This window comes from Cellulomonas sp. A375-1 (assembly GCF_001040865.1).
GTDB classification, from domain to species: Bacteria; Actinomycetota; Actinomycetes; order Actinomycetales; family Cellulomonadaceae; genus Cellulomonas; species Cellulomonas gelida.
The window spans coordinates 11,708-23,787 of sequence record NZ_LFKW01000075.1 but is presented as its reverse complement, the minus strand read 5'-3'; the positions used below and the strand labels follow the sequence as shown (position 1 = coordinate 23,787).

At 71.8% G+C, this 12,080-nt stretch carries 12 protein-coding genes; 7 read left to right on the top strand and 5 right to left on the bottom strand.

Translation table 11 applies throughout. The features are described 5' to 3' along the window. The first annotated feature begins 241 nt into the window (after positions 1-241). The gene (locus tag CWIS_RS08370; protein ID WP_048342812.1) at positions 242-1,909 is read left to right on the top strand and encodes a CTP synthase; all 1,668 of its coding nucleotides are present in this window, start codon (positions 242-244) and stop codon (positions 1,907-1,909) included. Between the two features lie 131 nt (positions 1,910-2,040). Beyond that, a complete protein-coding gene (locus tag CWIS_RS08365; RefSeq protein WP_308424263.1) occupies positions 2,041-2,526 on the top strand; it encodes an NUDIX domain-containing protein in 486 nt (161 codons plus the stop codon). A gap of 66 nt (positions 2,527-2,592) precedes the next feature. Here CWIS_RS08365 and CWIS_RS08360 read toward each other — a convergent pair whose 3' ends face one another. From CWIS_RS08360 to CWIS_RS08340, 5 genes are all read right to left on the bottom strand, one after another. Next, positions 2,593-3,405 (bottom strand): ABC transporter permease, encoded by an 813-nt coding sequence (locus CWIS_RS08360; protein ID WP_048342810.1) that lies wholly within the window; start codon positions 3,403-3,405, stop codon positions 2,593-2,595. Beyond that, positions 3,405-4,451: an ATP-binding cassette domain-containing protein gene (locus CWIS_RS08355; protein WP_082156318.1), complete on the bottom strand. Its 1,047-nt coding sequence runs from the start codon at positions 4,449-4,451 to the stop codon at positions 3,405-3,407. The genes CWIS_RS08360 and CWIS_RS08355 overlap by 1 nt, the downstream gene beginning before the upstream one ends. Before the next feature lie 65 nt (positions 4,452-4,516). Beyond that, positions 4,517-5,524 carry a heme A synthase gene (locus CWIS_RS08350; protein WP_053071633.1) on the bottom strand — a complete coding sequence of 336 codons (1,008 nt, stop codon included), beginning with the start codon at positions 5,522-5,524 and terminating at the stop codon, positions 4,517-4,519. A gap of 86 nt (positions 5,525-5,610) precedes the next feature. Then, a complete protein-coding gene (locus CWIS_RS08345) occupies positions 5,611-6,372 on the bottom strand; it encodes an ABC transporter permease (RefSeq protein WP_048342808.1) in 762 nt (253 codons plus the stop codon). After that, on the bottom strand, positions 6,369-7,316 hold the full coding sequence (locus tag CWIS_RS08340; protein ID WP_048342807.1) for an ABC transporter ATP-binding protein: 948 nt from the start codon (positions 7,314-7,316) through the stop codon (positions 6,369-6,371). Before CWIS_RS08340 ends, CWIS_RS08345 begins: the two co-directional genes overlap by 4 nt. Positions 7,317-7,480: 164 nt before the next feature. On the opposite strand from CWIS_RS08340, the gene CWIS_RS08335 reads away from it, so the two are divergent. From CWIS_RS08335 to sufC, 5 genes are all read left to right on the top strand, one after another. Beyond that, positions 7,481-8,263, top strand: a complete 783-nt coding sequence (locus CWIS_RS08335; RefSeq protein ID WP_048342806.1) for a metalloregulator ArsR/SmtB family transcription factor — start codon at positions 7,481-7,483, stop codon at positions 8,261-8,263. Next, positions 8,260-9,699: a Fe-S cluster assembly protein SufB gene (gene sufB, locus CWIS_RS08330; protein WP_048342805.1), complete on the top strand. Its 1,440-nt coding sequence runs from the start codon at positions 8,260-8,262 to the stop codon at positions 9,697-9,699. Before CWIS_RS08335 ends, sufB begins: the two co-directional genes overlap by 4 nt. Next, positions 9,699-11,003: a Fe-S cluster assembly protein SufD gene (sufD, locus tag CWIS_RS08325; protein WP_048342804.1), complete on the top strand. Its 1,305-nt coding sequence runs from the start codon at positions 9,699-9,701 to the stop codon at positions 11,001-11,003. The genes sufB and sufD overlap by 1 nt, the downstream gene beginning before the upstream one ends. Further along, positions 11,000-11,332, top strand: coding sequence for a non-heme iron oxygenase ferredoxin subunit (locus tag CWIS_RS08320; RefSeq protein ID WP_048342803.1), 333 nt, complete (start codon positions 11,000-11,002; stop codon positions 11,330-11,332). Before sufD ends, CWIS_RS08320 begins: the two co-directional genes overlap by 4 nt. Before the next feature lie 25 nt (positions 11,333-11,357). Beyond that, positions 11,358-12,080, top strand: a 723-nt coding sequence (gene sufC / locus CWIS_RS08315) for a Fe-S cluster assembly ATPase SufC (RefSeq protein WP_048342802.1), incomplete at its 3' end; no start/stop codon positions are given.

Below are 12,080 nucleotides of genomic sequence, written 5' to 3'. Positions count from 1 at the left end.
GCGGGCGGGGCCGTGGTGGCGCTGGTCGTCGTCGCGGGTGCCGTCGCGCTGCTCGACCGGCGCACCGCCGTCGACGTCCTGCGGGTCGAGCGGACGCCCGTCCCGGCCTCCGCCCCGGTCGTGGAGCTGCCGGACGAGTGAGCGCCGTCATGGCACGACGAGGCGCGGGTCACCCGGGAGTGGGCCGACTCACCGCGTCGGCCGCATCCATGGGCCCAGCGGTCGGGTAGGCTGGAATCCCGTGACAGAGCGCGCGCACCGACTCACCGGGCGGTCGGACCATCTGACCCGGCACATCTTCGTCACCGGGGGAGTTGCCTCTTCTCTCGGCAAGGGCCTGACGGCGAGCAGCCTCGGCCGACTCCTTCGCTCCCGTGGCCTGACGGTCACGATGCAGAAGCTCGACCCCTACCTGAACGTCGACCCTGGGACGATGAACCCGTTCCAGCACGGCGAGGTCTTCGTGACCGACGACGGTGCGGAGACCGACCTCGACGTCGGGCACTACGAGCGCTTCCTCGACGTGAACCTCGTCGGGTCGGCGAACGTGACGACGGGCCAGGTGTACTCCCAGGTCATCGCCAAGGAGCGCCGCGGCGAGTACCTCGGTGACACCGTGCAGGTCATCCCGCACATCACCGACGAGATCAAGTCACGCATGCGGGCGCAGGCGCAAGACGGCGTCGACGTGATCATCACCGAGATCGGTGGGACGGTCGGCGACATCGAGTCGCTGCCGTTCCTCGAGGCCGCCCGCCAGGTGCGCCACGACCTCGGCCGCGACAACGTGTTCTTCCTGCACGTCTCGCTCCTGCCGTACATCGGCCCGTCGGGCGAGCTGAAGACCAAGCCGACCCAGCACTACGTCGCCGCGCTGCGCAGCATCGGCATCCAGCCTGACGCGATCGTGCTCCGCGCCGACCGTGACGTGCCCGAGAGCATCAAGCGCAAGATCGCGCTGTTCTGCGACGTCGACACCGAGGGCGTCGTCACCGCCAAGGACGCGCCGAGCATCTACGACATCCCGCGCGTGCTGCACGCCGAGGGTCTGGACGCGTACGCGGTGCAGCGGCTCGGCCTGCCGTTCCGCGACGTCGACTGGAGCGGCTGGGACGAGCTGCTCAAGCGCGTCCACGAGCCGGCGTACCGCGTCGAGATCGCGCTCGTCGGCAAGTACATCGACCTGCCGGACGCGTACCTGTCGGTCACCGAGGCGCTGCGCGCGGGCGGCTTCCACCACGACGCGAAGGTCGTCATCCGCTGGGTGTCGTCCGACGACTGCCAGACCCCGGCGGGCGCGCAGTCGGCGCTCGAGGGCGTCGACGCGGTCCTCGTGCCGGGCGGCTTCGGGGTGCGCGGCATCGAGGGCAAGCTCGGGGCGCTGCGCTGGTCGCGCGAGAACGGCGTCCCGACGCTCGGCATCTGCCTCGGCCTGCAGTGCATGGTCATCGAGTACGCCCGCAACGTGCTGGGCCTCGACGGAGCGTCCTCCTCGGAGTTCGACGACAACCCCGCGCACCCGGTCATCGCGACGATGGCCGAGCAGCTGGCGATCGTCGGCGGCGAGGGCGACCTCGGCGGGACCATGCGTCTCGGTGCGTACGACGCGGTCCTCACGCCCGGCTCGGTCGTCGCCGAGGCGTACGGCGCGAACCGGATCTCCGAGCGGCACCGCCACCGGTACGAGGTCAACAACTCCTACCGCGCGCAGCTCGAGGAGGCCGGCCTGGTGATCTCGGGCGTCTCGCCCGACACCTCGCTGGTGGAGTTCGTCGAGCTGCCGCGTGACGTGCACCCGTACTACGTCTCGACGCAGGCGCACCCGGAGTTCAAGTCGCGCCCGAACCGTGCCCACCCGCTGTTCGCGGGTCTGGTCGCGGCGGCGCTCGCCCGGCAGGACGAGAGCTGACGAGCGGCGTCGGGTCCGACGAGCCCGTCCGGGACGTCGCGGCGCGGCACGAGGTCCTCGAGCACGAGGTCGTCTACCACGGCCGTGTCTGGGACCTCGCGCGCGACCGCGTCGACCTGGGTGAGTCGCAGGTGGTGCGTGAGTACGTGGCGCACACGGGCGCGGTCGCGGTGATCGCGCTCGACGACGACGACCGGGTGCTGCTGCTGTCGCAATACCGGCACCCGGTCGCGCACGTCCTGTGGGAGCCCCCCGCGGGACTGCTCGACGTGCCTGGCGAGGACCCGGTGCGGGCCGCGGCGCGCGAGCTCGCCGAGGAGGCCGACCTGGTGGCCGGTCGCTGGTGGCGGCTCGTCGAGTTCTTCACGACGCCCGGCGGTTCCTCGGAGCGAATCACCGTCTTCGTGGCCCGCGACCTGTCGCCCGTCCCCGAGGCGGACCGCTTCGCACGGGAGGACGAGGAGGCCGCGATGGTGGCCCGGTGGGTGCCGCTCGACGAGGCTGTCGCGGGCGTGCTCGGCGACCGGTTCGCGAGCCCGACGACGACGATCGGCGTGCTCGCGGCGGTGGCCGCTCGCGCGCGCGGCTGGGACACGCTCGAGCCCGCGACGCCCTGAGCGGCGACGCGACGACGAGGGGCCGGTGCCTGACGCGACGAGCGTCGGGCACCGGCCCCTCGTCGTTCAGCGGCTCGTGCTGCGGCGGTACTGCAGGTTCGCGATCGGGATGAACACCGCGAGGATGATCACGGTCCAGATCAGCGTGTACAGCGTCGCGTTCTGCAGCGGCCAGGCCGTCGGCTCGGGCACTCCCGCGGGGATGTTGCCGAACAGCTCGCGGGACGCCTGCGTGACGGCAGAGACGGGGTTCCACTCGGCGAACGTCTGGAGCACCTTGGGCAGCGTCTCGAGCGGCACGAAGGTGTTGGCGACGAACGTGATCGGGAAGATCACGATGAAGGTCGCGTTGTTGAAGACCTCGACGCTCGGGACGAGCATGCCCAGCCACGCCATGATCCACGACACGGCGTACGCGAAGACGATCAGCAGGAGGAACCCCGCGAGCGCCTCGCCCACGGAGCTGTGGATGGCCCAGCCGACCAGCAGCCCGGTGAGCGACATGACGATGAGCACCAGCACGTTGTTCACGACGTCGGACATCGTCCGCCCGGTGAGCACGGCGGACGGCGCCATCGGCAAGGACCGGAAGCGGTCGATGATCCCCTTCTTCACGTCCTCGGCCAGGCCCGCGCCGGTGATCGTCGCGCCGAAGATCACCGTCTGCGCGAAGATCCCCGCCATGAGGAACTCGCGATACGCGCTCGGGTCGGTGCCGCCGGGCACCTGGATCGCGCCGCCGAACACGAACGCGAACAGCAGGACGAACATGATCGGCGAGAGCGTCGTGAAGACCAGCAGGTCGGGGACGCGCTTGATCTTGATGATGTTGCGCCTGGCGACGACGTGCGCGTCGCTCAGCACGGTCGGGAAGGCCATCACGCGTCTCCCTTCGTCTCGGTCTCGTCGTCCTCGGCCGGGCGTCCCGTCAGCGTCAGGAACACGTCGTCGAGCGTGGGCCGGCGCAGGCCGACGTCGTCGAGCGTGATCCCCGCGTCGTCGAGCCGCCGCAGCGCCTCGGTGAGCGTGCGGGCGCCGCCGGTGACCGGCATGAGCAGCGACCGGCGACTCGCGTCGAGCGTGGGCTTGCCGACGCCGAGTGGCTCGAGCAAGGCCGCTGCCTGCTCGAGCAGCGTCTCGTCCGCGACGGTGAGGTCGAGGCGCTCGCCGCCGACCTGGAGCTTGAGCTGGTCGGCTGTGCCCTGGGCGATGACCTTGCCGTGGTCGATCACCACGATGTCGTCCGCCAGGACGTCGGCCTCCTCGAGATACTGGGTGGTCAGCAGCAGAGTCGTCCCGCCCGCGACGAGCGTCTGGATGACCTCCCACATCTCCGCGCGGCCGCGTGGGTCGAGGCCGGTGGTCGGCTCGTCGAGGAAGATCACCGGCGGGCTCGCCACGAGCGCGCCGGCGAGGTCGAGCCGTCGGCGCATGCCGCCCGAGTACGTGCGCGACGGCCGGTCGGCCGCCTCGTCGAGGCGGAACTGCGCGAGCAGCTCGCGCGCGCGTTCGCGTGAGCGCGCCTTGCCCAGGTGGTAGAGGCGGCCGATCATCTCGAGGTTCTCGTACCCCGTGAGGTACTCGTCGACCGCGGCGTACTGACCCGAGAGCCCGATCTTGCGCCGGACCGCTCGAGGGTGGTGCAGCACGTCGATCCCGGCCACCTCAGCTGTGCCCGAGTCAGGCTGAAGCAGGGTCGCCAGGATGCGCACCGTGGTGGTCTTGCCCGCCCCGTTCGGGCCGAGCAGACCCAGGACGGTGCCCTCGGGAACGGTGAGGTCGACGCCGTCGAGCGCGACGACGTCCTTGTACCTCTTCACGAGCCCGCGAGCGGCGACGGCAGCCTTTGCCGGAGTGCCGGGCGGCGCGGCCAGCCCGGTCGTGGAGTGCCGGCCCGCGCGCGGGCCCGAGTGGTCATCCGTCATGCCGCGACTGTAGGTGTGACCGCCGACACTCGGCACCCCGTTTGTCGGATCTGTTCCCTGCGGCGTCAGCGCGCGGCGGCGGACCCCGGCTCGACCCGCGCCGGCTCGACCGCGTCCGGCACGCCCCGCGTGCGGGTGCACAGCCACACGCGCGCGCCACCCGCGGCGAGCAGGGCGGCGCCGATCAGGTGCAGGTTGACCAGCGCGATCGGCAGTCCGGTCGCGGTCTGCACGTAGCCGATCGCGCCCTGCAGCACCGAGAGCACGAGCAGGACCACGGCCGCGCGGTGCGTCGCGGCGGCGCGTGCGCCCGACGGTCCGGAGGGGCGCGTGCGCCACAGCACGACGAGCAGCACGGCGACGAACGCCCAGACCGCCGCGGCGTGGATCTTCGCCATGAGCATCGGGTCGACCGCGAGGCGGTAGCCGACCTCGTCGTCACCCGAGTGCGGCCCCGCGCCGGTCGTCAGCGTCCCGAGCACGAGCACGACGGCCAGGAGCACCGCCACCACGTCCGCCAGGAGCCTGGTGGCCGGGTCGACGACGACCACCGCGGGTCCGTCACCCTCGTCGTGCCGGTGCAGCAGCAGGAGCGAGCCCGCGACCAGTGCCATCGACACGAGGAAGTGCAGCGACACGAGGATCGGGGGGAGCTCGAGCAGCACGAGCACGCCACCGATCACGGCCTGCGCCACGACCCCCGCGATCGGCACCCAGCCCAGCAGGCGGTAGGAGCGCACGCGGTCCCGGTCGCCCCACACGACGTAGACGACCGCCACCGCGGCGGCGGTCAGCACGAACGTCATGAGCCGGTTCCCGAACTCGACGAACACGTGGTAGGTCGTCGCGTCGTGCAGCTGCGGCACGAAGCTGCCCGGCTCGCACTGGGGCCACGTCGAGCAGCCGAGGCCGGAGGCGGTCAGGCGCACCGCGCCACCCGTGCCCACGATCGCGATCTGGAGCAGGAGGTTCGCCACGAGCACGGTGCGCACGTGCGCGCGCAGCCAGGCCAGCAGGGCGTCCCACGCGCGGCGCGCGGGGGCGGGACGGACATCAGGGGGGCTCGCGCTCACGGGGCCAAGCCTAGGCCGCGCGACGAGGCGGCTCGGCGTGCTGCCCGGCGGGCCGGGTGTGACATCGGGCAGGGTCGCGCGGTGGCTCAGTGCCAGCGGAACAGGCGCGCGGCGCCCCAGCCCAGCGCGGCGGTCCATCCCACGAGCACGACCACGGACCACGCGGGCAGCGCACCTGTCTGCAACGCACCGCGCATCGCCTCACCCAGCGCGCCCGACGGCAGCAGCAGCGCGAGGTGCTGGAGCGCCCCGGGCAGACGGTCGGCGGGGACGATGACGCCACCCGCGAACGCGAGCAGCAGGAGCGCGAGGTTGGCGACCGCGAGCACGGCCTCGGCGCGTAGCGTCCCCGCGACGAGCAGCGCGAGCGACGTGAACGCCGCCGTCCCGAGCAGCACGGCGACGAGCGAGAGCGCGACGCCGACCGCGGACGGCCGCCACCCGAGCGCGACCGCGGTCAGGCCGATCACCAGCACCTGCACGAGCTCGACGACGAGCACGCCGAGCACCTTTCCGACGAGCAGCCCGCCCCGGCCGAGCGGCGTGGTCGACAGCAGCCGCAGGACGCCGTTGCGCCGGTCGAACGCGGAGGCGATCGCCTGCGACGTGAACGACGAGGTCATGACGGCGAGCGCCAGGATGCCCGGCGTGAAGAAGTCGATCCGGCTCAGCCCGCCGGTGTCCACGTCGAGCGCGTCGACGCTCACGAGCCCGACGAGCGCGAGCACGGGGACGACGACGGTCACGAGGAGCTGCTCGCCGTTGCGCAGGATCGCGCGCGCCTCGAAGGCGGTCTGGGCGAGGACCCGCGCGCGGGGCGACGCCGCGCCGGCGTGGCTCGTCGTCATCGCAGGGTCCGTCCGGTCAGGTCGAGGAAGACGTCCTCGAGCGTGCGCCGACCCACGGTCAGCCGGGTCGCCAGCGCGCCGCGCTCGGCGAGCCACGCGGTTAGGCTCGCGACGGTCGACGGCTCGACGGCACCGACCACGGTGTACGCACCGGGCGACACCTCGGCGACGTCGAGCGGGGCGATGCCGGGCCGCGCGAGCGCCGCCGTGATCGCCGCGACGTCGAGGCCTGCGGGGGCGTCGAGACGCAGCGTGCGGTCGTCGCTCGAGGAGACGAGGTCGCGGACCGAACCCTGCGCGATGACCCGGCCGCCGTCGACGACCACGACGTGGTCGGCGAGGTCCTCGGCCTCGTCCATGAGGTGCGTGGTCAGGACGACCGCGACACCCTCGTCGCGCAGCTCGCGCACGAGGTCCCACACGGCATGGCGCGACTGCGGGTCCATGCCCGCGCTCGGCTCGTCGAGGAACGCGACCTGCGGGCGTCCGACGACGGCCGCGGCGAGCGCGAGGCGCTGACGCTGGCCGCCGGACAGGCGCCGCACGGTCGTGCGCCCGAACGACGCCAGCCCGAGACGCTCGGTGAGCTCGTCGAGCGAGCGTGGGTCGGCGTACATGCGCGCGACGTGCTCGAGCATCTGTGCCGCGGGGATCCCGGTGGGCAGGCCGCCGTCCTGCAGCATCACGCCGACGCGGGGGCGCAGTGCGGCGGCGTCCTCGTGCGGGTCGAGTCCGAGGACCCGCACCGCACCGCCGTCGGGCTTGCGCAGCCCTTCGCAGCACTCGATCGTCGTGGTCTTGCCGGCGCCGTTGGGGCCGAGGACCGCGGTCACGGCGCCAGGGCGGGCGACGAGGTCCAGGCCGTCGACGACGGCGCGGTCGCCGTACCGCTTGACGAGGCCGGTGACCTCGACGGCGTGCTCGACGAGTTCGGTTGCGGGCACGGTCGAGCAGTCTAGGTGGCCGCGGGCCCCTCGCGGTGGCGTGCCGCACGTCACGTGGGTCGGGCCCGGGCGAAGGCATGCCTTGCTTGCCAAGATGGAATTTGGCAACAACCATGTTTCCGAATGATGTTCTGGGTTCCGCACGCGGTGCGTAGGGAGGTGAGATGAGCGACGTCCTGCACGAGGAGCGCGCCACGCAGGCGCCCCTGTCGGCGACCGCCCCGCCCGAGGACTCGAGCGACGCCAGCACGCGCCAGCGCGTGCTTCAGCTCGTCGCCGGCGAGGGGCCGATCACGGCAGCCGAGCTCGCCGCCTGCCTCGACCTGACTCCCGCGGCGATCCGGCGCCACCTCGGCGTCCTCGAGAGCACGGCGCAGATCACCGTCCACGACGGCTCGGGCGTCGGTCCGGTCCGCCGCGGCCGCCCCGCACGGCACTACGTCGTCACCCCGCAGGGCCAGACGGCGCTGTCGCACCGCTACGCGGAGATCGCCGCCCAGGCACTGCGGTTCCTGGCGGACACGGTCGGGCCGGACGCGGTCGAGACCTTCGCGACGCAGCGCGTCGCCGAGCTCGAGGCACGACTGGCACCCGCGCTGGACGGACTTCCCGAGGGCGACCTCGCCGCCCGCACCGAGGCGCTCGCACAGGCGCTCTCGGGCGACGGCTACGCCGCCACGGCCCGCACCGTCCCCGGCCGGCGCGCGGTCCAGCTGTGCCAGGGCCACTGCCCGGTGCAGGAGATCGCCCACGAGTTCCCGCAGCTGTGCGAGGCGGAGGCACGAGCCTTCTCTCGCCTGCTCGGTGTCCACGTCCAGCGGCTCGCGACCCTCGCCGGCGGCGGCCACGTCTGCACGACGAACATCCCGGTGGCGGTCAGCCTGACCGCCCACCCCACGACCGTCACGACCCCCCCTGTGCTCGCCCCGGAAGGAACGAACGCATGAGCGCACCTACGCAGGACCCGGCACAGCCGATGACGCAGGACGAGGCCATCGCCTCGATCGGCAGCTACAACTACGGCTGGCACGACACGGACACCGCCGGCGCGACCGCGAGGCGTGGCCTGTCGGAGGACGTCGTGCGGGAGATCTCCCGGCTCAAGAACGAGCCGGAGTGGATGCTCAAGACGCGCCTGAAGTCGCTGCGGATGTTCGAGAAGAAGCCCATGCCCTGGTGGGGCGCGGACCTGTCGGGCATCGACTTCGACAACATCAAGTACTTCGTGCGGTCCACGGAGAAGCAGGCGACGAGCTGGGAAGAGCTGCCCGAGGACATCAAGAACACGTACGACCGCCTGGGCATCCCCGAGGCCGAGAAGCAGCGCCTCGTCGCCGGCGTCGCGGCGCAGTACGAGTCCGAGGTCGTGTACCACCAGATCCAGGAGTCGCTCGAGGAGCAGGGCGTCATCTTCCTCGACACCGACACGGGCCTGCGTGAGCACCCGGAGATCTTCGAGCAGTACTTCGGCTCGGTCATCCCGCCCGGGGACAACAAGTTCGCCTCGCTCAACACCGCGGTGTGGTCGGGCGGCTCGTTCGTCTACGTCCCGCCGGGCGTGCACGTCGAGATCCCGCTGCAGGCCTACTTCCGGATCAACACCGAGAACATGGGCCAGTTCGAGCGGACGCTGATCATCGCCGACGAGGGCTCGTACGTGCACTACGTCGAGGGCTGCACCGCGCCGGTGTACTCGTCGGACTCGTTGCACTCCGCGGTCGTCGAGATCATCGTCAAGAAGAACGCCCGCGTGCGGTACACGACGATCCAGAACTGGTCGAACAACGTGTACAACCTCGTGACCAAGCGGGCGACCGCGGCCGAGGGCGCGACCATGGAGTGGGTCGACGGCAACATCGGCTCCAAGGTCACCATGAAGTACCCGGCGATCTACCTCATGGGCGAGCACGCGCGCGGTGAGACGCTCTCGATCGCGTTCGCGGGTGAGGGTCAGCACCAGGACGCCGGCTCCAAGATGGTGCACGCCGCACCGCACACGTCGTCGTCGATCGTCTCGAAGTCGGTCGCGCGCGGCGGTGGGCGCACGTCGTACCGCGGTCTCGTGCAGATCCTCGAGGGGGCCTCGCACTCCGCGTCGAACGTGCTGTGCGACGCCCTGCTCGTCGACCAGATCTCCCGCTCGGACACCTACCCGTACGTCGACGTCCGCGAGGACGACGTGTCGATGGGCCACGAGGCCACGGTGTCCCGCGTGAGCGAGGACCAGCTGTTCTACCTCATGTCCCGAGGCATGCCGGAGACGGAAGCCATGGCGATGATCGTGCGCGGGTTCGTCGAGCCCATCGCACGCGAGCTGCCCATGGAGTACGCCCTCGAGCTCAACCGCCTCATCGAGCTGCAGATGGAAGGGGCCGTCGGCTGATGACGACCACCACGAACGAGTCGGGCCTGGCGACCGACCACTCCCGCGCGGTCGCGGACGGCGCGCACACGCACGGGGTGGGCGGTGTGCCGGAGGCCTCGCGCGCCGAGCGCAAGACGTCCTTCGACGTCGCGGACTTCGCCGTCCCCACCGGTCGCGAGGAGGAGTGGCGGTTCGCTCCCGTCGCCCGGCTCGCGCCGCTGTTCGCCGCGGACACCGACGGCGTGCTCGACGGGCACGGCGTCCTGACGACCGTCGTCGAGTCGCCCGAGGTCGCGGTAGAGATCGTCGACCGCGGCGACGCGCGTCTCGGTGTCGTCGGCAAGCCGGGGGACCGCGCGGCGGCCGTCGCGTGGGCCTCGGCGCCGCGTGCCACGCTCGTGACGATCCCGCAGGAGGCCGTGACGTCGAAGGTCACGTCGATCCGCATCGAGGGCGTCGAGGGCGCGGGCACGCAGGACGCGCCGCTCGAGCCGAGCGCCGCGCACCTCGTCGTGCGTGCGGAGGCGATGTCGCAGGGCACCGTGGTCATCGACCACGTCGGCCACGCCGCGCTCACCGAGACGGTCGAGATCGTCGCCGAGGACGGCGCGCACCTCACGGTCGTGTCCGTGCACGACTGGGCCGAGGGCTCCGTGCACGCCGCCTCGCACCGGCTCAAGGTCGGCCGTGACGCGACGGTCAAGCACATCGTCGTGACGCTCGGCGGCGACGTCGTGCGCGTGACGCCCGACGCGGAGTTCGCCGGCGAGGGCGGCTCGGTCACCATGCTCGGGTTGTACTTCGCGGACGCCGGGCAGCACCAGGAGCACCGCCTGTTCGTCGACCACGCGGTGCCGAGCTGCGTGAGCCGCGTGACCTACAAGGGCGCGCTGCAGGGTGCTGGAGCGCACACGGTGTGGGTCGGCGACGTGCTGATCCGGGCCGAGGCCGAGGGCACCGACACGTACGAGCTCAACCGCAACCTCGTCCTGACGGACGGGGCGCGCGCGGACTCCGTGCCGAACCTCGAGATCGAGACCGGCCTGATCGAGGGCGCGGGGCACGCGTCCGCGACGGGTCGGTTCGACGACGAGCAGCTGTTCTACCTGCGGGCACGGGGCATCCCCGAGCCCGACGCGCGTCGGCTCGTCGTGCGCGGGTTCTTCGCCGAGCTCGTGCACGAGATCGGCGTTCCCGAGATCGAGGAGCGCCTCATCGCCGCGATCGAGGACGAGCTCGAGAAGTCGATGTCCGTGCTCGACGGCGCGACCTCGCAGGCCGCACCCGATCGGGGTGTCGACGCGGTCGGTCAGCACGCATGACCGCACAGCTCGCCTGCTACGCGTCCGACGTGCCGACCGGCGGCACGCTGCGCGTCGAGCTCGAGGCGGAGACCGGGACCGTCGAGGTCGCGCTCGTGCGCGACGACGACGGTGAGCTGCACGCGATCAGCGACATCTGCTCGCACGGCGCGGTCTCGCTGTCCGACGGCGAGGTCGAGGGCTGCACGATCGAGTGCTGGCTGCACGGCTCGCGGTTCGACCTGCGCACCGGCAAGCCGCTCAGCCCGCCTGCCGTCACCCCCGTCCCCGTCTACCCGGTCACGCTGGACGGCGAGCGCGTGCTCGTCGACGTGGACCGGACCCTCTGACCTTCCACCGAGGAGCACACCCCGCATGACCACCCTGGAGATCCGCGACCTGCACGTCAGCGTCGAGACCAAGGAGGGCGCCAAGCCCATCCTGCGCGGCGTCGACCTGACCGTGAACAGCGGCGAGACGCACGCGATCATGGGCCCCAACGGCTCGGGCAAGTCCACGCTCGCGTACTCGCTCGCTGGCCACCCGAAGTACCAGATCACGAGCGGCACGGTCCTGCTCGACGGCGAGGACGTCCTGGCGATGTCGGTCGACGAGCGCGCCCGCGCCGGCATGTTCCTCGCGATGCAGTACCCGGTCGAGGTCCCGGGCGTGTCGGTGTCGAACTTCCTGCGCACCGCCAAGACGGCGATCGACGGCCAGGCGCCGCCGCTGCGCACGTGGGTCAAGGACGTCAAGACGGCCATGGCCGACCTGCGCATGGACTCCGCGTTCGCCGAGCGCTCGGTGAACGAGGGCTTCTCGGGCGGTGAGAAGAAGCGCCACGAGATCCTGCAGATGGAGCTCCTCAAGCCGCGCATCGCGATCCTCGACGAGACCGACTCGGGCCTCGACGTCGACGCGCTGCGCGTCGTCTCCGAGGGCGTCAACCGCGTGCGGGCCAACACCGACGTCGGTGTGCTGCTCATCACGCACTACACGCGCATCCTGCGCTACATCAAGCCCGACTTCGTGCACGTGTTCGTCGACGGGCGCATCGCGGAGGAGGGCGGCCCGGAGCTGGCCGAGCGCCTCGAGAAC